The sequence below is a fragment of the Shinella sp. GW835-FHT14H05 genome (assembly GCF_058793575.1).
In genome coordinates, this window is the sequence record NZ_JBXAFY010000002.1 from 235,034 (window position 1) to 252,284 (window position 17,251).

The following is a 17,251-nucleotide window of genomic DNA, read 5'->3' on the forward strand; positions in this document are numbered from 1 at the left end:
TTACCCCTTCATGCCCTCGGCTTTTAGCCGGGTCTGCGTGTTGAGGACGACCGCCACCACGATCATGGCGCCGACGGCGAACATGAACCAGTTGGCGTTGACGCCGCTGAGGATGAGGATGTTCTCGATCATCGCGATCAGCAGTGTGCCGACGACCGCGCCCAGGATGGAGCCGACCCCACCGGTGAGAGCCACACCGCCAATGACGGCCGCGGCAATCGCCTGCATTTCGAGGCCCGTGCCGAGGTTCGGTACGATCACCTTGACGCGAAAACTCTGGATGATGCCGGCAAAGCCGGCGAGCGTGGCGCAGAGCATGAAACAGGCCATCTTCACCCGCTCGGTCTTGATGCCCATGTCGCGCGCCGCCTGCGGATGACCTCCGGTCGCAAAAATCCAGTGGCCGAAATCCATGCGGCGCAGCACGAAGCCCAGCACCAACGCAATCGCGATCATATAGAGCAGCGAGACACGCGGCGTGACGAGCCCAAGATCGAGCCGCCCGACCAGCCAAGACACGTTGAGTTCGCGCGGGAAGATCGGCGGAAAGCCGCCTGCCAGCACGACCGCGAGGCTGCGCGCCATGAACAGCATGCCGAGCGTCGCGATGAAGGACGGGATCTTGAGCTTCAGCGTGATCAGGCCATTGCCGAAGCCGATCAGCGCGGCGATCAGCAGACCGACCAGGATCGCTGCCGCCGTCGGCCAGCCGTTCTGCATCAACAGCACCGTCACCATCGGCGACAGGCCGAAGACGGAACCGACGGAAAGGTCGAACTCCCCGGCGATGATCAGGATGGTGATGCCCATCGCGACGATCGCGATTTCCGGGATCGGCTGCAGATAGACGGTCATGTTGCCGGTCGTGAAGAACCGGTTGTTCAACACGCTGAACACGACGAGCAGCGCGAGGAAGATCAGCAGCGCTGCCATTTCCGGCCGCGCCATCAGGTTGCGGACACTGGGTTTCATACTCTCTGGCCTCGAAAAGGGCCTCCCGCCCAAGGGACGGGAGGGCATGAAAAGGACTGGCTCAGCGCACGCCCATCGACATGAATTTTTCGACCTGCTCCAGGTCCTTCGGCTCCACCACCGCCTTGCCGGTGTTGACGTCGAAGGCGCTGAGGCCGAACTTCTTCATCATCGCGAGCTGGAGGATCGGCAGGTAGCCCTGGTAATAGGGCTGCTGATCGATGGTGATGTCGACGTAACCCTTCTTCATCTCGTCGAGCACGACGGGCACCAGGTCGAACGTCGCCATGTGCAACTGACCGGGCTTGATGCCAAGGTCACGCAGGCATTCGCCGGCACCCGCACCCCAGAAGCCGGCGTCGACATAGGCATTGGTCTCGGGCTTGCCCTGGACATATTGGCAGATGCGCGAAGCGGTGACCGAGATGTCATTGGAACTGTCGATCACCTCATAGCTGATCTGCCGGTTCGGCTCGGCGGCCTTCACCTCGTCGAGGAACTTCTTCGCGCCGCCGATGCGCGCCTCCGCCCAGCTTTCTCCCGGCCGCGAAAGGCCGAGCAGCGCATGCAGCGGCTGGTCCGCGGGGATTTTTGCATAGAGCCCCTTCATCAGCACGTAGCCGGCCTCGAAGAGGTCCTGCCCGACGAAGGCATTGCGCGCATTGCCGGCGGCCCCCTGGCTGTCATCGACATTGGCGGTGATGACCGGAATGCCCTTGTCGACCGCCTTCTTGATCGTTTCGTCATAGAGGTCGTCATTGACGATGACGGTGACGATGCCGTCCACGCCCTGCTCGACGACGGTATCGAGGTTCTGCAGGTGCTTTTGCAGGTCGCCGTTCGGCGTGGTGAAGATGAGCTGGCACTCCGCCTCGAACTGGGCGCAGGCGTCGTCCATGCCCTTCTTGATTGACTGCCAGAAGCTGTTGTCGATGCCCGTCTGAGTCAGGTAGACGAATTTCGGCTTCTCCTGCGCCATGGCAGTCCCTGCCACCAAACACGCCACGCCAAGGGCCAGTGCGGCCAGCGATCTCTTCATCATTTCAATTCCCTCCCAGGTTTTCTTCACCAGGCGCTCTCGGGATGATGCCTGCTGCGGAGCGCGTGGCGCGGCAGGCTGTTGCGTAAGCCGATCGCGCGCTAGCGCGCCTCCTACAGCACGCGGAGGATTTCGTAGCAGGCGCCGAAGGGGTGGTAGTCCGTCTTGCCGGGCGGGCTCTTGATGTCGCTCTGCTTCACGCCATCAGGCGAGAGGATGCGGAACCAGCAGCCGTAATTGTGATCGACCAGATGGCGCCAGCTGTAGCGCCAGAGCCGGTCGTAATCCTGCCAGTAGCGCTCCTGGCCCGTCCGTTCGGCAAGGCCGGCCGCGGCCGCCACCGTTTCGCAATGGACCCAGTGATATTTGTCGAGATCGTAGAGCTTGCCGTCCGGGCCGTAGCTGTAATGCATGCCGCCGAATTCGAGATCGGCACTCTTCGCCAGCGCCGTCTCGTAGAGCAGGATCGCCTGCGGCAGGATCCAGTCGCGCGCACGATAACGCTCCAGAATTAGCAGCAGTTTCGTCCATTCCGTCATGTGGCCAGGCAGGTAGCCGTAGGGGCGGAAGAGGTGCTTGGGATCGTCCTTATTGTAGTCCCAGTCGACCGACCAGTCCTCGCCATAGTGCTCCCAGACGACACCCTGCGCGGTGGCGGCAAGTTCCACGCAGATGCGCCGGGCCAGCGTTTCGGCGCGGTCGAGATAACGCACCTCGCCGGTCGCCTCATAGGCCGCCAGCATCGCCTCGGTCATGTGCATGTTGGCGTTCTGGCCGCGATAGCGCGAGACCGTCTGCCAGTCACGGCTGATCTCGTCCTTGTAGAGTTCGCGTTCCGGCTCCCAGAAACGGTTCTCCAGCAGGTCCCAGGTTTCCGCCACCCTTTCCGCCATGCCGGCAATGCCTGCCTTCATCGCCGAGGCATAGGCGAGCAGGACGAAGGCGTGGCCGTAACAATGTTTCGTCGTGTCCACCACCTCGCGGCCATGCATCAGCCAGAAATAACCACCGTGCTCCGGGTCGCGGTGGACCTCGTCGAGATATCTGACGCCGTGCGCCGCGGCCTCCGCAAAGTCCTGTCGCTTGAACAAGATCGCTGCGGTCACATAGTTGAAGATGAAACGCGTGGTCGAGACGAGGTGCTGCGTCTTGCGATCGGTGATGAAGCCGTCGTCGCAGTATTCGTTGTAATAGCCGCCGTCTTCCGTATTCAGGCAGATCGGATGGTAGAAATCCATGATCTCGCGCATATGGCCGAGCAGGAACGTTTTCGAGCGAAAATCGGGAAACGGTTTCATGGCGGCCTCCGGTCAATCTGGGATGATGATGCCGAGCTTGGAGAGGACGCCGCCGTCGATCTTGACGTCGGCGCCCGTGATGAAGCGGGCCTTGTCGCTGGCGAGGAAGGCGACCAGCTCGGCAACTTCGGACGCCTTGCCGACGCGGCCGAGCGGATGGCCCCGGCCCCAGGCGTCGAGCGTCGCCTCTGCCGTACCCTCGCCCTTCCAGAGATCGGCCGCCCAGCGCAGCATCGGTGTGTCGATGGAAGCGGGGCAGACGGCGTTGACGGTGATGTTGTCGTCCGCGTGGTCGAGCGCCATGGCGCGCACCAGCGCGTTGATCGCGCCCTTGCTCGCCGTATATGCGGCGACGCCGGTCTGCGAGGCATAGGCCTGTACGGAGGAGATTGCGACGATTGCGCCACCGCCGCGTTTCTTCATCTCGGGAATGGCGAATTTCGCGGCGAGGAAGATGCCCTTGAGGTTGATGTCGAGCACGTCGTCCCAGACGTCCACCGGCGTATCGACCACCGTGCCGTAACGCTGGATGCCAGCGCAGCAGGCGAGCACATCGACGCCGCCGTGTTGCGACACCGCGGCCGCGACCGCCGCCCGCATGTCGGTCTCGTTGCGCACATCGCCGACGAAACCCGCAGCATTGGCGCCGATCGCGGCAACCGCCTCATCGACTGAGGCTTTGTCGTTCGCCACGATCATCACTTTGCCGCCGCCCGCCGCAAAACGCCCGGCACAGGCGCGGCCCATGCCGAGGCTGCCGCCGGTAACGACGATGCTTTTGCCGTTGAATTCCGTCATCCTGTTGTCTCCCGATATGCATCTGCGGCCGCGCCGAACCGCGGCTCGGCAACGCCCTGCCCTACCTCCTCGACCGCAAAGAGCCCGCCCTCCAGCGGATACGCTGCGAGATGGGCGTCCGTCATGTTGAAGCGAGCAGAGGTAACGTAGAGCGTGGAAAGAGCCTCACCGCCGAAGGTGCAACTCGTCGGCCAGCTTGCCGGCAGCTCGATCAGGCCGATGGGGCGCCCCTCACCATCGAAGCCCGCGACCGCCGCACCGCCGGCGACGCGGCAGTTCCAGAGGTTGTCGTTCGCGTCGAGGCAGGAGCCGTCTGGCAAGCCACGTGCGAATCCGGCAACGATGGTCCGCCGGTTGCCGATCCGCTGCGTAGCCTGGTCGTAGTCGAACAGGTAGATTTCATTCGCCAGCGTATCGGCGAAGAAGAAGCGGTTATCCCGCGTCCAACCCATCGTGTTGGTGATGCCGTATTCGTTCGGCGTCAGCCGCGAGACCTGCGCATCCGGAGCGATGCGATAAACGGCGCCGGACTTGCGGTCCATGTCCTTCGGTGTGCCGTCCGCGAGGAGATTGCTTTGCATGGTCGCGACCCAGAACGAGCCGTCCGGCGCGACGCGGCCTTCGTTCAGCCGGTTCTCCGGCAGGTCCGGTTCCGGCACGGCGAACTCCTCGAAGGTGCCGCCAGGCGTCCAAAGGCAGACGGTGCGGCGCAGGCCGATGATGAAACCGCCATCCGCCCGCAGGCCGATCGATGTCACGAAATCAGGTGTCGGCCAGGTGTCGTGGCGCATGTTTGCCGGCTCCAGCCGGTGGATGCGCTTTCCGACGATGTCGACCCAGTACAGCGCCTTCTCGCCTTTCGACCAGATGATGCTCTCGCCGACAATGTCCTTCGCATCGAAAATAAGGGAAACCGCATAACTCACGGCAGCACCACGGATTTGATCGACGACATGTCTTCGCTGGCATTCGTCAGCGCGGCTGCCGTCTCTTCCAGGCTGAAGCGGTGCGTGATGACCGATTGCAGGTCCACCAGCCCGCTTGCCGCCAGTTCGATCGCCCGCGGATAGACGCCGGCATAGCGGAAGACGCCATGGATCGACAGTTCCCGCTCCATGGCCGGCCAGAAATCGATCGAGGAAGCGCCCGTCGGGTTGATGCCGACAAGCGCGAGACCGCCGCGCCGGCGGATGCGTGGCAGGGCGCGTGTGACAGCATTCGGTGCCCCGCTGCATTCGATGACGCTGTCCACCTCGGCGATCGTCCCGTAGAGCGGATCGGCCGCCGCATCATGCGCTTCGAAACGAGGGAAACGGCTGACGAGGCCGATGCGCGCCGGGTTGATGTCGGAGAGGATGATGCGCGTGGCGCCCCGTGCCGCCGCCGCTTGCCCGGCCAGCAGGCCGATCGGGCCGGCGCCGATGATCAGCACGGAGCTGCCGGGCTTCATGGCGAGGCGCTCCGTCGCCCAGAGGCCGACGGCGAGCGGCTCGATCAGCGCCGCCTCTTCGAAGGATAGGCTATCCGGGATCGCGAAAGTGAAATCGGCCGGATTGACCACGCGGCGGGCGAAGGCACCGTGATAGGGCGGCGTCGCCAGGAAGACGACGTCGGGGCAGAGATTGTAGGCGCCGGACCAGCATTGCGCGCAGTGGCCGCAAGGGCGCTGCGGCTCCAGCGTCACGCGGTTGCCCGGCTTCAGATGCCGCACCTCGACCCCTGTGGCGACCACGGTGCCGGCTGCTTCGTGCCCGAGCACGATCGGGCGATCGCAGACGAGATTGCCGATGCGGCCATGGCGGAAATAGTGAACGTCCGAGCCGCAGACGCCGACGGCGGCGATCTCCACCAGCACGTCGTTCGGGCCTGCGACCGGCTCCGGCCAGTCCTGCATCTCGACCACGTTAGGTGCCATGAGTACGGCCGCCCGGTTGGGTTTTGGGAAGAGCGCGTTCACATCCGCCCCCGCATGCGCTTGATGCTGATGATGTTGACCATGACGGCGACGAGGATGACGACGCCGCGCACAATGCCCTGCGCGAACGGATCGACGCCGAGCAGCACGAGGCCGTTGACGAGGGCGGCGATGAAGATCACGCCGAAGAGCGTGCCGAGCATCGTGCCGCGGCCGCCGAACAGGCTGGTGCCGCCCACCACGACCGCGGCGATAATGTCGAATTCCAGGCCCGAGGCCGCACCGCTGTTGCCCGAGCCGAGACGGCTTGCCATCAGGATGCCCGTCAGGGCTGCCAGCGCGCCGGTAATGGCGAAGACGAGAATGCGGATGCGCGCAACCGGGATGGCCGAGAGGCGCGCGGCCTCTGCATTGCCGCCGACCGCGTAAACGCTGCGGCCGAACACCGTGCGTGTCGCGACGAAGCTGAAGACGGCGAACAGCACCAGCATGATGATCGCGGGCGCTGGGATACCCAGCAACGACCCCGCGCCAAAACGCTGGAAGCTGAAATCCATGATGACGATGGGCACGGCGTCCGACATGACCTGCGCCGTGCCACGCAAGCCCAGCCACAGCGCCAGCGTGACGATGAAGCTCGGCACGTCGAAGAAGGCGCGCAGGAAGCCGGTGAAGCAGCCGATCAAGGCGCCGAGAACCACGACCGCCAATGCGGCGACGGGAAGCGGCACGCCGGATTGCGCCAGCGACGCCAGCAGCACGCCGGCAAAGGCGACATGCGGGCCGACGGAAATGTCGATCTCGCCGCTGATCAGAACCAGCGTCATACCCCAGGCGATGATGCCGACGAAAGCGGCGTCGCGCAGGATGTTGAGCTGGTTCGGCAGCGTCAAGAAATTGGAGGCGAAGACCGCGAGGAAGGCATAAAGCACGAGGATTGCGGCCAGCAATCCGATCTCGTTGGCGCGGCCGCTCAGGAAGTGGCGCAGGTCGAACTTCTGGTAGAGTTCGGATCGGGTTTCGGCCATTCTCAATGCACTCCCTGTTCGCCGGTGGTCAGCTCGCTCAGCGTCTCCGTGCGGATCGCCTCGCCTTCCACCTCGGCCGTGATGCCGCCGCCGCGCAGGATGAGCACGCGGTCGCAGACCTCGCAGAATTCCTCGATCTCGCCGGAGACGAAGACCACGGCGAGCCCCTCCTCCGCGGCCTTGCGCATCAGCTGGTAGATCTGGCGCTTTGCGCCGATATCGACGCCGCGCGTCGGCTCGTCGAGCAGCAGGATGCGCGGTGCGGCATTCAGCGCCTTGCCGATGACGACCTTCTGCTGGTTGCCGCCGCTGAGATTGCCAAGCGGCTCGCTTGGATGGGCGAGCTTGATGCCGAGCGCGCGGATCGAGGCAGTGACCTTCTCGCGCATCGCCGCCCGGTCGATCACTCCGCCGCGCGACACCGAACCCCAACTCGCCATGACGAGGTTTTCGTCGATGCCGAGCATCATCACGGCACCCTCGCCGCGACGATCCTCCGGCGTCATGAAGATGCCGTTCGCCCGCGCATCGCGCAGGCTCGCCGATCTGAAATCGCAGCCGGAGAGCGTCATCGAGCCGCTGTCTATGGTCCGAAGTCCGGCAATCGCCTGCAAAAGCTCCGTGCGCCCCGAGCCCAGCACGCCGGCAATGCCGAGCACCTCGCCGGCACGGATCTCGAAGCTCGCATCCTGGATGCGCGGAGCGACCTGGAGGCCGCGGATCGAGAGCAGCGGGCTGCGTTTGGCGGGGGCGGAGCGTACGGCCTCGCCCTCGGCCTGTGTACTGCCCAGCAGCATCTCGACGATCTGGCGGTTCGTCACATCGCCGACGGCTGTCGTCGCGATGTGACGGCCGTCACGCATGATGGTGAGGGAATGGGCCACCCGCCGGATCTCGTCCATGCGGTGCGAAATATAGATGACGCTCGTACCCTGCTCCGCCAGCCGGCGCACCACCCGGATCAAGGTTTCCGCCTCCTGCGCGACCAGCGAACTCGTCGGCTCATCGAGGATCAGCAACCGCGCGCCTTGGCGCAGAGCCCGCGCGATCTCGACAAGCTGGCGCTGCGCCACGGATATGCGCGCAACGGGTTGGCGTGGATCGAGATCGAGGCCGAGCACTTCGAGCGCCGCATGCGCCTCACGTTCCATCGTCCGCCAATCGACACTGCCGCCGCGCTTCGGCCAACGGCCCAGAAAGACGTTTTCCGCAATCGAAAGTTCGGGAACGACGCTCAATTCTTGGTGCACGGTGGCGATTCCGGCCTTGATGCCGTCCATCGGCGTGCGCAAGGCGACCGCAGCGCCATCCATCAGGATCGATCCCTCATCCGGCCGCTCGACGCCGGCAAGGATCTTCACCAGCGTCGATTTTCCAGCGCCGTTCTTGCCGAGCAGCGCGCGGACCTCACCGCGGCCGATGGCGAAATCCACGTCGCGAAGTGCAACGACGCCGGGATACGACTTCGATATGCCACGCATCTGGACGAGCGGTTCAGTCATGGAAGCCATGCCGTTCAGGTTGGAAAAGGAGGGCCGCGACCCAGGCAGCGGCCCCCAGTCCGAGGCGCCTATGGCGTCTCAGGGGATGCCGTCGGGCCGGGCTTCAAGCCAGGCCTTCACCTTGTCGGGATCCGATGACAGGAACATCTCGGTCGGCACGATGGTGAGATAGGTGTCGATCGCCTCGCCCTTGATGGCCTTAAGCGCCATGGCGACAGAGTCCTTGCCCATCTGCTGCGGCTGCTGTCCGTTCGTGGCGATCAGGGTTTCCGGCGCATTGATCAGGTACTGTGCGAGCTGCACGCTGATATCATTGCCGAAGACGACGGCCTGACCCTGGCGGCCCGAGGCCATGATGCCCTGAATGGCGCCGATCGTGCCATTGTCGGTAGTGGCGAACATGGCATTGATCGCCGTGTCGCCGGTCAGCATGGTCGTCGCGGTTTCCGTCGACTTGCCCGGCTCGAAACCGGCCTGATCGGCCGCCCATTCGACGCCCGGCACCGTCTCCTCGACCGCCTTTTTGAAGCCGGCCTTGCGCTGCACGCACGCCTCGTAGACGTCGCAATTCAGGATGCCAAAGCGGGGCTTGTCGATGCCCTTGCCCTTGAAATAATCGCCGGCGACGAGGCCGACATCATAACCGAGTTTGAACTGGTCGGTGGTGACCAGCGCCTTGACGTATTTCTTGGCGTCCTCGTCGTTGACGCAGGTGTTGTAGCAGATGACCGGAATGCCGGCCTCGGAGGCCTGCTTGACCACCGGCACGGAGGCCGTCGCGGAAACCGGCGACATGATGATCGCGCTGACCTTCGAGGCGATCAGTGTGGAGGCGAACTGCGCCTCCTTGGCGGCATCGCCCTGGCTGTTCTGCCCGAGCAGGCGAACGCTTGAATCGCCCGCACCCGCCTCGATACCCTTCTTGATCCCGCCATAAAAACCCTGCGCGTCGAGATAGAGCGCGCCGATCGTCAGTTCCTGCGCGCCGGCCGCGCCGGCCATGAGAACCGCGAGTGCGGCAGAAGCAAAAACCCGCAAAGCAGCGGGCCGTAGCCTGATGCGGTTGGTCATCGATATCCTCCCAGATGTCTTTGCATTCTTGTATGCAAGATTTTTGAGGCGGTCAAGCGTCGACCTATGTATGAGTGGAAAATCCATATTTTTCAGGCTATCGTGCATTGCAAGGCGATTTGCATGCAAGAAAACAAAAGACGGGGGCGGAATGGCGCGTGACACGAAAATCTCGGCGGCGGAGCATTGCTACCGCACGCTCTCGCGAAAGATCATCGGGCTGGAACTGAAGCCGAACGAACCGATCGGCGAACATGCGCTGGCCGATCTCCTGGGCGTCAGCCGCACGCCCGTGCGCGAGGCGCTATCGCGGCTGAGTGCGGAAGGGCTGGTGGATCTGCGTTCGCGGGCAGGCGTCGTGGTCGCCCCCATCCGCATGGATGCCGTGCGCACGGCGCAGTTCGTGCGCGAGCAGCTGGAGCTGGCCATCGTCGCGGAAGCCGCCCAGCAATCGAACCGGCGCATCCTGCTCGGCATCCGCCAGGCCATCGAGGAACAGGAACTGGCCATCGTCGAGGACAATCCCGACCTCTTCTTCGAATGCGACGAACGCATGCACGCGCTTTATTGCAGCCTGGCCGGCCGCGAAGGCGTCTGGAGCTTCATCTCCGACGCCAAGAAACACATGGACCGCGTGCGCCGCCTGTCGGTGCAGGCCGGCCAGCTCGACCAGCTTGTGCAGGATCACCAGGGCGTGCTGGAGGCGGTGATGGCCCGTGACACGGACAAGGCCCGCGAGATCATGCAGCTGCACCTGCGGCGCGTCATGCTGGACCTCAGCGAACTTGGAAGGCTGTTCGCGCCCTATTTCGAGCAGAACGAAGCAAAAGCCGAAGACCCGCCGCCCGCAGGACAGTCATGAGACTTTCCCGGCTGGCCGTTTTCGCGATGCCTGCGCCGCTGCCGGCAGCTACGGCTCAAGGGATTTGAGATAGGCGATGACGTCGGCCGCGTCACCGGCTTTCAGGCCGGTGAAGGCCATGCGTGTCTTGGGGATCATCTTCCTGGGGCCGGCGAGATAGGCGGCGAGCGTTGCCTCGTCCCATTTCAGGCCTCCGGCCGCAGCCGCCTTCATCGCGTCGGAATATTTGCCGTAGTCGGCAAGCGAGGCGGCGGGGCGGTCGACGATGCCGACGAGATGCGGGCCGACCTTGTTCATCGGCTTGTCGGCGCTGTGGCAGGCGGTGCATTTCTTGAAGACGACGGCGCCCGCTTCCGCTGATCCTTCCGCGGCATGGGCGGCGAAGGGCAAGGCGAGGCCCGCGAGGACGGCGATTATTCTCATGCAGCGATAGGCTCCGCGTGGAAGGACGGCAAAAGGTGGCCGGCCGAAGCCGGCCAGAGGTGGCACGGCTCGATGGAGCCGCACGCGATCACCGGCCGCCCGGAGGCGACCGGGGAGGATCGCGGTAAACCTCAGATCGAGCCGGCCCCCATCTCCTTGGCAATGTAGTCGGCCTGGCGGATGGCGAGCGTGACGATGGTCAGCGTCGGGTTTTCCGCCGCCCCCGTCGTGAACTGGCTGCCATCCGAGACGAACAGGTTCTTAATGTCGTGCGTCTGGCCCCATTTGTTGACGACGCCATCCTGCGCCTTCTCGCTCATGCGGTTGGTGCCGAGATTGTGCGTCGAAGGATAGGGCGGCGTCGGGAAACTGCGTGTCGCGCCGACCGCCGCATAGAGCGCCTCGCCCTGCTTGTAGGCGTGGTTGCGCATGGCGACGTCGTTCGGATGGTCGGTGAACCAGACATCCGGGATCGGCATGCCGTATTTGTCCTTCAGTTCGCCATGCAGTTTTACGGCATTCTGTTCCTGCGGCATATCCTCGCCGACGATCCAGAGGCCCGCCATGTTGGCATAGCTGTCCATGGCGGAGGCGAAGGTGCGGCCCCAGCCGCCGGGATCGAGGAAGGCCGCCATGAACGGCACGCCGAGCGCCAGCGTCTCCAGCTCGTAGCCGCCGACAAAGCCGCGTGAGGGGTCGTGTTTCGCCTCGTCGCGGACGATGCCGGCCATGGTGGTGCCGCGGTAGAAATGCACCGGCTTTTCGAACACGGCATAGACCGAGCCCGTCGTGTGGCGCATATAGTTCTTGCCGACCTGGCCGGAGGAGTTGGCAAGCCCATCCGGATATTTGCTCGATGCGGAATTGAGCAGCAGGCGCGGGCTTTCGATGGAGTTGCCGGCGACGCAGATGATGCGGGCCTTCTGGCTCTGCAGCTTGCCATCCTTGTCGGCATAGACAACCGCCGTCACCTTGCCACTATCGTCATGCTCGATCTTGACGACGTGGGAATTGGGCCGCACTTCCAGCCGGCCGGTCGCCTCGCCCTTCGGAATTTCCGTGTAGAGCGTCGACCATTTGGCGCCCCATTTGCAGCCCTGGAAACAGAAGCCGGTCTGCTGACAGCTCATGCGGTCGTCGCGGTCGGCCGAGTTGATCGCCATGTTGCCGGTGTGGCATTCCTTGTAGCCGAGCTTCTCGGCGCCGGCCTTCAGGATCTTGAAGTTGTTGTTGCCGGGCAGGCCCTCGATGCCGTTGGTGCGGGTCACGCCCATCTTGTCTTCGGCCTTGGCGTAGTAAGGCTCCAGCTCGGCGAGCGTCACCGGCCAGTCCAGCAGGTTGGCGCCCTCGACCTTGCCGTAGTTGGTGAGCGTCTTGAACTCATGCTCCTGGAAGCGCAGCGAGGCGCCCGCCCAGTGCGTCGTGGTGCCGCCGACGGCCTTGACGATCCAGGCCGGAAGGTTGGGAAAATCCTTCGAGACGCGCCAGCCGCCGCCGGTCGTGCGGTGGTCGAGCCAGGCGAGCTGGGAAAAGCTGTCCCACTCGTCGTTGATGAAGTCTTCGTGTTCGATGCGTGCACCGGCTTCGAGCACGACGACATCGATGCCCTTCTGCGCCAGTTCATTGCCCAGCGTACCGCCACCGGCGCCCGAGCCGATGATGACGACCACGCTGTCGTCGTTGAGATCATAAGGAGCTGCCATGGTTTCCTCCCGAAACATGTGCGGTCGGCGTCAAAGCCGCGGTCGCGCCTCCTCCGGCGCGGACCGTCAGACCGCCGTCAAAGCCATTCGATGTCGTCGAAGCCGCGGGCGATGTAACCGCCCTTGGAATAGGATTCGCCCTCGTAGCCGAAATGCGGCCAGAGCTCCTTCTGGTTATAGAAGGAGACGACGAGGTCGCCGCGCACCGCCTGGAAGAAGGGTGTGCTCTCGATGTCGTGCAGGATTTTCACGCGATCATCCTCCCAGCCGAGACCGCGATAACCGCCCTCGCCCGCCCGCTTGTCGAGATCGGCAATGCCCGCCTCGATCAGCTCCTTGTGCGCAGCGTCCGTGCCGGCCTTGGTGTCGTGGCCCTTCACCGCGATGGCGTAGAAGCGGTCTGCGACCGTATCGTGCGGATAGATATCACGGGCGAGCTTGATCAGCGTCGCCATCGTTTCCGGCTTCAGCGCCGTCGTCTCCATGCCCCAGGCCTTGTCGGGGCTGATCACCGCCCTGCCGGAGATGATGAGTGCGGCGCCGATCGTGCCGCGCTTCAAAAGCTCGCGGCGGGAAAGTCCCGGGCGCTGCTCGTAGATCGTCGTCATGTCAGGTTCCTCCCATTGCGTTTGAGACCGGCGGCCCTCCTCCGGCCGCCAGCCCGTTCATTTGAAGCGGCCGTGCCGTTGCAGGACCTCGATCCTGTAGCCGTCCGGGTCCGTCACGAAGAAGAAGCGGGCAAGCAGGCCGCCGTCGCGGTTGAACTCGACGATCTTGCCGGTGGTGAAGCCGAGCCCGGAGATGCGGGCGTGCTCGCCGTCGAGGTCGGAAACCGACACAGCGAGATGGCCGTAGCCGTCGCCGAGATTGTAGGCTTCGGTGCGGCCCTTGTTGATCGTCAGTTCGAGTTCGAATTCGCTTTCGGCATTGCTCATGTAGACGAGCGTGAAGGTCTCAAAGTCGAGCCTGTCGGCGACCGCGAGCCCGAAGGCCTTGTTGTAGAAATCCACGGACCGGTCTTCATCCAGAACACGGATCATCGAATGAATGGACTTTGCCACGCTGCCCTTCCCCTGCTTGCAGTTCGACTTGTGAAGGGAAGATTGCGCCCGGAATCACGGGCATGGGTAGCAGCCCATTACCGCACGTCGTTTTTCATTTCTGGAGTTTTATGCGAAGGATTTTTCTTGTTTTATCGCGACACAGGATGATTTGACCAAATTCAAGGGCCGCCGCATAATCGCCTGTATAAAAACAAGACTGGAGGATAAACCATGTGTGAGGTCTTTGCGGGCCAGGACCCGCAACGCTATCGGCCTGTCAACCGCTCGGTGCGGATCGGCGGCCATTCGACGAGCATCCAGATCGAAGCGGCCTTCTGGGACCTGATCGACGAGATGGCCATAGGCCAGGGTCAGTCGACATCCCGCTTCCTCTCGACGCTTTACGACGAGGCGTTGGAAATCAACGGTTCCGTATCGAATTTCGCCTCGCTGCTGCGCACGAGCTGTCTCATCTACATCATGGGTGGCGCGAAGAAATGCGACGGCGCACGGGAATTCCACATCGTCGCCGCCGAGTAGACGGAACGGTCAGAACCGCAGGCTGATGCCGGCACGGCGCAGCAGCCAGTAGAACAGCGCGGTGGCGCCGACGCCGAGCGCCATCGCCCAGCCGAATCCGGATTCACCCACGCTGAACGGCAATCCGGCCGTGTTCATGCCGAACACGCCGACGACCAGCGTGCCGGGGAGCAGCAGCGCGCTCATCACCGCCATCGCCCGCAGGCTACGGTTCGATTCGTCGGCCAGTTCCGCCGCCATCTCTTCTTGCAGCAGGCGGGCGCGGTCGTTGACCATGACGATTTCGCGGTCGAGCCGTTCAAGCCGCAGCGAAAGCCGGTGCAGCACGGCATGGGTCGCCTCGGAGAGTGCCCAGTCCTCGCGGTCCTCCTCCTCGAACAGCGCCACCATGCCGGCGACCGGGCGATGCAGCGACACCGCCAGCCGGCGGACTTCCTTGAGGCTGCGGCGCTCGTCGCTCAGCCGCTCCGTCACGATGCGGTCTTCCACCGCGTCGAGCAGCCGGGTCGCCTCGTTGAGCCTGAGATTGGTGTTCTTGCAAAAGGCCGCGACGATGCCCTCGAAAAGCTCGCAGGCCGTTGCAGGCGAAAAACCTTCGGCGAAGGATCGCCGCACCCGGTCCACCGCCTCCAGCGGATGCCGCCGGCCGGTGACGAGCAGCCGGTCGGTGAGCGCGAAATGCATGCGGCCGATCGTGGTCGACATGCGGTCCATGTCCATCTGCATGTCGGCGACGACGCCGTGCAGCGTGCCGGCCTCCTGGCCGAGCACAAGGCTTTCGTCATGTCCGTCGAGGATGGCGCGCGCGGCCGCGGGCAAGGGGCAATGGCCGCCAAGCCAGCCCTGCATGCGCTGGTCTACGAGATCGACATGCAGCCAGATCCAGCCGTCTTCCGCGCCAAGCGCGGAACCGATGTCCTGGGGCGCAAGCGGCACGACGCGCTCGCCGGGACGCGCCCGCCAGGCGCCGATGAGGCCCGGCGGGTGCTCTTTGTCCATCTCAGGGAGGAGATTCAAATAAAATGCTCCATCCGTGTCCTTGCCGGTATGTCAGTAGACCTCCGGCACATACATGTCGTCCGGCGGGGAATGGCGGATATAGTTGTCGTTGCGCACGCGTTCCGGCAGCTCGATCGGGGCCTTGGGCACGTCCTGATAGGGAACCTGCGTCAGGAGATGGGCGATGCAGTTCAGCCGCGCCTTCTTCTTGTCCACCGCCTCGACGATCCACCAGGGAGCCTCGGGAATGTGGGTCCGCTCCAGCATCTCTTCCTTGGCCTTGGTGTAATCCTCCCAGTGGACGCGGCTTTCCAGGTCCATCGGCGAGAGCTTCCACTGCTTCAGCGGATCGTGGATACGCATGCGGAAGCGGAATTCCTGCTCGTCGTCGGTGATCGAGAACCAGTATTTGATGAGGATGATGCCGGAGCGCACGAGCATGCGCTCGAATTCCGGCACCGAGCGGAAGAACTCTTCAAGCTCTTCCGCGTTGCAGAAGCCCATGACGCGTTCGACGCCGGCGCGGTTGTACCAGGAGCGGTCGAACAACACCATTTCACCGGCGCTCGGCAGATGGGCGGCGTAACGCTGGAAATACCATTGGTTGCGCTCGCGCTCGGTCGGCGCCGGCAGGGCCACGACGCGGCAGACGCGCGGGTTGAGGCGCTGGGTCACGCGCTTGATGGCGCCGCCCTTGCCGGCGGAATCGCGGCCCTCGAACAGCACCACGACCTTCAGCTTGTTGTGCTGCACCCAGTCCTGCAACTTCACCAGCTCATGCTGGAGACGGAACAGCTCGCGGAAATAGATGCGCCGCTCGATGGTCTGCGGCGCGGGTTCGGACATGCCCTCGGAGACGAGCGCGTCCAGCTGCTCCTCTTCCATCTGCATTTCCAGCTCCTCGTCGAAGCTGTCGGCGATTTCTGCCTTGATGCGGCTCAGATGATCGTTTTCGAACATGATCGGAATCCATTTGCCCGGACGCGCGGCAGGTCACCAAGCCAGTCGATCGACCGGTCTTATCCCGCCACCAGAACTTATTAGGAAGCCCGCATGATGTTTTTGTGACAGTGCGCCGCAAAACCCCCGCCCGGCCGGGCGGAGGTCGAAGGACAGTTCATTTTCCGCCCAGGATCAGTTTGCCTTGTCGAGAAACGCCCGGACCATTTTCGTCGTGGCTTCGGGGTTTTCTTCCATGATCCAGTGGCCAGAATCCGGCACCACACCTTCGGTCACATCGCTGGCGGCAGCCCGCATCACGGTTGCCATCATCGGCCCGAACGACTTCTCGCCGCCGATCGCCAGCACCGGCATCGCAAGCTTGCCGCCGGCGGCCAGGAAGGCCCGGTTGTCGGCCGCGTCCTGGTCGAAGGCCGCGAACTGCGCGAAGCCCGAATGCATGGCACCCGGCAGGGCATAAAGCTTGGCATAATGCTCGCGCGACGTCTCGGTGAAGCGGGCGGGCGTTGCCGAGAACTCGTTCCAGAAGCGATCGAGATAGATGCGTTCGCGGCCGGCAACGAGACGCTCCATGTCCGGCCCGCCGAAACGGAAATGCCAGAGCAGCGGGTTCTTCAGGATCTCTTCCCAGGGGCCAACACCGGGTACGGGCGCGTCAATCAGCACGAAGCGTTTCGTCCGCTCGGGATGCGCGGCGGCGAAGGCGAAGCCCACCATGTTGCCGATGTCGTGGGTCACCAGGTCGATCTCTTCGACCTTCAGCGCATCGAGCACGCCGGCAACGTCGCCGGCCTGGGTCTTCTTGTCGAAGCCGCCGTCGGGCTTGGAGGAAAGGCCGAGGCCGCGCAGGTCCGGCACGATCACCGTATGGTCGCGGGCAAGATCGGCCGCCATCGGCGCCCACATGTCGCCGGTCTCGCCGTAACCGTGCAGCAGGACCACGGCCGGCCCCACGCCGCCCAAGCGGACATGGATGGTTGCGCCATTGGTGGTGATCTCCTGCGTCTTGAAGGAAGCCGAAAAGGCGGGGACCTCGGCGCCGGCAGGTGCGGCGAAGGCGAGCAGTCCCAAGGCAAGGATGGTTTTCAACATTTTGGT

At 64.0% G+C, this 17,251-nt stretch carries 18 protein-coding genes; 2 read left to right on the forward strand and 16 right to left on the reverse strand.

Features of this window, described 5'->3' with window-relative positions; translation table 11 throughout:
- From AC1Q6Z_RS08515 to AC1Q6Z_RS08555, 9 genes are all read right to left on the reverse strand, one after another.
- Entirely contained in the window at positions 1 to 972 is a 972-nt protein-coding gene (locus AC1Q6Z_RS08515) for an ABC transporter permease (RefSeq protein WP_492647445.1), read from the reverse strand.
- A 61-nt stretch (positions 973 to 1,033) separates the two neighbouring features.
- Positions 1,034 to 2,014 carry a sugar ABC transporter substrate-binding protein gene (locus tag AC1Q6Z_RS08520; protein WP_492647446.1) on the reverse strand — a complete coding sequence of 327 codons (981 nt, stop codon included), beginning with the start codon at positions 2,012 to 2,014 and terminating at the stop codon, positions 1,034 to 1,036.
- A 110-nt stretch (positions 2,015 to 2,124) separates the two neighbouring features.
- A complete protein-coding gene (locus tag AC1Q6Z_RS08525; protein ID WP_492647447.1) occupies positions 2,125 to 3,309 on the reverse strand; it encodes an AGE family epimerase/isomerase in 1,185 nt (394 codons plus the stop codon).
- A gap of 12 nt (positions 3,310 to 3,321) precedes the next feature.
- Positions 3,322 to 4,107, reverse strand: coding sequence for an SDR family NAD(P)-dependent oxidoreductase (locus AC1Q6Z_RS08530; protein WP_492647448.1), 786 nt, complete (start codon positions 4,105 to 4,107; stop codon positions 3,322 to 3,324).
- On the reverse strand, positions 4,104 to 5,033 hold the full coding sequence (locus AC1Q6Z_RS08535; protein ID WP_439615279.1) for an SMP-30/gluconolactonase/LRE family protein: 930 nt from the start codon (positions 5,031 to 5,033) through the stop codon (positions 4,104 to 4,106). Before AC1Q6Z_RS08535 ends, AC1Q6Z_RS08530 begins: the two co-directional genes overlap by 4 nt.
- Positions 5,030 to 6,022 (reverse strand): NAD(P)-dependent alcohol dehydrogenase, encoded by a 993-nt coding sequence (locus AC1Q6Z_RS08540; RefSeq protein ID WP_492647449.1) that lies wholly within the window; start codon positions 6,020 to 6,022, stop codon positions 5,030 to 5,032. The genes AC1Q6Z_RS08535 and AC1Q6Z_RS08540 overlap by 4 nt, the downstream gene beginning before the upstream one ends.
- A gap of 38 nt (positions 6,023 to 6,060) precedes the next feature.
- On the reverse strand, positions 6,061 to 7,050 hold the full coding sequence (locus AC1Q6Z_RS08545; protein ID WP_492647450.1) for an ABC transporter permease: 990 nt from the start codon (positions 7,048 to 7,050) through the stop codon (positions 6,061 to 6,063).
- Positions 7,051 to 7,052: 2 nt separating this feature from the next.
- Positions 7,053 to 8,552: a sugar ABC transporter ATP-binding protein gene (locus AC1Q6Z_RS08550; RefSeq protein WP_492647451.1), complete on the reverse strand. Its 1,500-nt coding sequence runs from the start codon at positions 8,550 to 8,552 to the stop codon at positions 7,053 to 7,055.
- A gap of 78 nt (positions 8,553 to 8,630) precedes the next feature.
- Positions 8,631 to 9,623 carry a substrate-binding domain-containing protein gene (locus AC1Q6Z_RS08555; protein WP_256114686.1) on the reverse strand — a complete coding sequence of 331 codons (993 nt, stop codon included), beginning with the start codon at positions 9,621 to 9,623 and terminating at the stop codon, positions 8,631 to 8,633.
- Between the two features lie 151 nt (positions 9,624 to 9,774).
- Between AC1Q6Z_RS08555 and AC1Q6Z_RS08560 the strand changes: the two genes are divergently transcribed.
- On the forward strand, positions 9,775 to 10,485 hold the full coding sequence (locus tag AC1Q6Z_RS08560; RefSeq protein ID WP_492647452.1) for a GntR family transcriptional regulator: 711 nt from the start codon (positions 9,775 to 9,777) through the stop codon (positions 10,483 to 10,485).
- 48 nt (positions 10,486 to 10,533) lie between these two features.
- Here AC1Q6Z_RS08560 and AC1Q6Z_RS08565 read toward each other — a convergent pair whose 3' ends face one another.
- The 4 genes from AC1Q6Z_RS08565 to AC1Q6Z_RS08580 form a co-directional block, all read right to left on the reverse strand.
- Positions 10,534 to 10,908: a c-type cytochrome gene (locus tag AC1Q6Z_RS08565; RefSeq protein WP_492647453.1), complete on the reverse strand. Its 375-nt coding sequence runs from the start codon at positions 10,906 to 10,908 to the stop codon at positions 10,534 to 10,536.
- 131 nt (positions 10,909 to 11,039) lie between these two features.
- The gene (locus AC1Q6Z_RS08570; protein ID WP_492647454.1) at positions 11,040 to 12,611 is read right to left on the reverse strand and encodes a GMC family oxidoreductase; all 1,572 of its coding nucleotides are present in this window, start codon (positions 12,609 to 12,611) and stop codon (positions 11,040 to 11,042) included.
- Positions 12,612 to 12,688: 77 nt separating this feature from the next.
- Positions 12,689 to 13,219 carry a gluconate 2-dehydrogenase subunit 3 family protein gene (locus AC1Q6Z_RS08575; RefSeq protein ID WP_439615285.1) on the reverse strand — a complete coding sequence of 177 codons (531 nt, stop codon included), beginning with the start codon at positions 13,217 to 13,219 and terminating at the stop codon, positions 12,689 to 12,691.
- 57 nt (positions 13,220 to 13,276) lie between these two features.
- Entirely contained in the window at positions 13,277 to 13,672 is a 396-nt protein-coding gene (locus AC1Q6Z_RS08580) for a VOC family protein (RefSeq protein WP_492647455.1), read from the reverse strand.
- A 213-nt stretch (positions 13,673 to 13,885) separates the two neighbouring features.
- On the opposite strand from AC1Q6Z_RS08580, the gene AC1Q6Z_RS08585 reads away from it, so the two are divergent.
- Positions 13,886 to 14,194, forward strand: coding sequence for a ribbon-helix-helix domain-containing protein (locus tag AC1Q6Z_RS08585; protein WP_256114694.1), 309 nt, complete (start codon positions 13,886 to 13,888; stop codon positions 14,192 to 14,194).
- 9 nt (positions 14,195 to 14,203) lie between these two features.
- Here AC1Q6Z_RS08585 and AC1Q6Z_RS08590 read toward each other — a convergent pair whose 3' ends face one another.
- The 3 genes from AC1Q6Z_RS08590 to AC1Q6Z_RS08600 all read right to left on the reverse strand — a co-directional run bounded on the left by AC1Q6Z_RS08590 (position 14,204) and on the right by AC1Q6Z_RS08600 (position 17,245).
- Complete coding sequence (locus AC1Q6Z_RS08590) at positions 14,204 to 15,211, reverse strand: CorA family divalent cation transporter (protein WP_492647456.1); 1,008 nt, start codon at positions 15,209 to 15,211, stop codon at positions 14,204 to 14,206.
- Positions 15,212 to 15,244: 33 nt separating this feature from the next.
- Positions 15,245 to 16,153: a polyphosphate kinase 2 gene (ppk2, locus tag AC1Q6Z_RS08595; RefSeq protein WP_435264805.1), complete on the reverse strand. Its 909-nt coding sequence runs from the start codon at positions 16,151 to 16,153 to the stop codon at positions 15,245 to 15,247.
- 174 nt (positions 16,154 to 16,327) lie between these two features.
- Complete coding sequence (locus AC1Q6Z_RS08600; RefSeq protein ID WP_492647457.1) at positions 16,328 to 17,245, reverse strand: alpha/beta fold hydrolase; 918 nt, start codon at positions 17,243 to 17,245, stop codon at positions 16,328 to 16,330.
- Between the last annotated feature and the right edge of the window lie 6 nt (positions 17,246 to 17,251).

Excerpts from the sequence above, each read along its gene's own strand:
- AC1Q6Z_RS08540 (WP_492647449.1), bottom strand. The coding sequence starts at position 6,022 with ATGGCACCTAACGTGGTCGAGATGCAGGACTGGCCGGAGCCGGTCGCA.
- AC1Q6Z_RS08550 (WP_492647451.1), bottom strand. The coding sequence starts at position 8,552 with ATGACTGAACCGCTCGTCCAGATGCGTGGCATATCGAAGTCGTATCCC.
- AC1Q6Z_RS08520 (WP_492647446.1), bottom strand. The coding sequence starts at position 2,014 with ATGATGAAGAGATCGCTGGCCGCACTGGCCCTTGGCGTGGCGTGTTTG.
- AC1Q6Z_RS08565 (WP_492647453.1), bottom strand. The coding sequence starts at position 10,908 with ATGAGAATAATCGCCGTCCTCGCGGGCCTCGCCTTGCCCTTCGCCGCC.
- AC1Q6Z_RS08545 (WP_492647450.1), bottom strand. The coding sequence starts at position 7,050 with ATGGCCGAAACCCGATCCGAACTCTACCAGAAGTTCGACCTGCGCCAC.
- AC1Q6Z_RS08530 (WP_492647448.1), bottom strand. The coding sequence starts at position 4,107 with ATGACGGAATTCAACGGCAAAAGCATCGTCGTTACCGGCGGCAGCCTC.
- AC1Q6Z_RS08560 (WP_492647452.1), top strand. The coding sequence starts at position 9,775 with ATGGCGCGTGACACGAAAATCTCGGCGGCGGAGCATTGCTACCGCACG.
- AC1Q6Z_RS08515 (WP_492647445.1), bottom strand. The coding sequence starts at position 972 with ATGAAACCCAGTGTCCGCAACCTGATGGCGCGGCCGGAAATGGCAGCG.
- AC1Q6Z_RS08585 (WP_256114694.1), top strand. The coding sequence starts at position 13,886 with ATGTGTGAGGTCTTTGCGGGCCAGGACCCGCAACGCTATCGGCCTGTC.
- AC1Q6Z_RS08525 (WP_492647447.1), bottom strand. The coding sequence starts at position 3,309 with ATGAAACCGTTTCCCGATTTTCGCTCGAAAACGTTCCTGCTCGGCCAT.
- AC1Q6Z_RS08570 (WP_492647454.1), bottom strand. The coding sequence starts at position 12,611 with ATGGCAGCTCCTTATGATCTCAACGACGACAGCGTGGTCGTCATCATC.
- AC1Q6Z_RS08555 (WP_256114686.1), bottom strand. The coding sequence starts at position 9,623 with ATGACCAACCGCATCAGGCTACGGCCCGCTGCTTTGCGGGTTTTTGCT.
- AC1Q6Z_RS08600 (WP_492647457.1), bottom strand. The coding sequence starts at position 17,245 with ATGTTGAAAACCATCCTTGCCTTGGGACTGCTCGCCTTCGCCGCACCT.
- AC1Q6Z_RS08575 (WP_439615285.1), bottom strand. The coding sequence starts at position 13,219 with ATGACGACGATCTACGAGCAGCGCCCGGGACTTTCCCGCCGCGAGCTT.
- ppk2 (WP_435264805.1), bottom strand. The coding sequence starts at position 16,153 with ATGTTCGAAAACGATCATCTGAGCCGCATCAAGGCAGAAATCGCCGAC.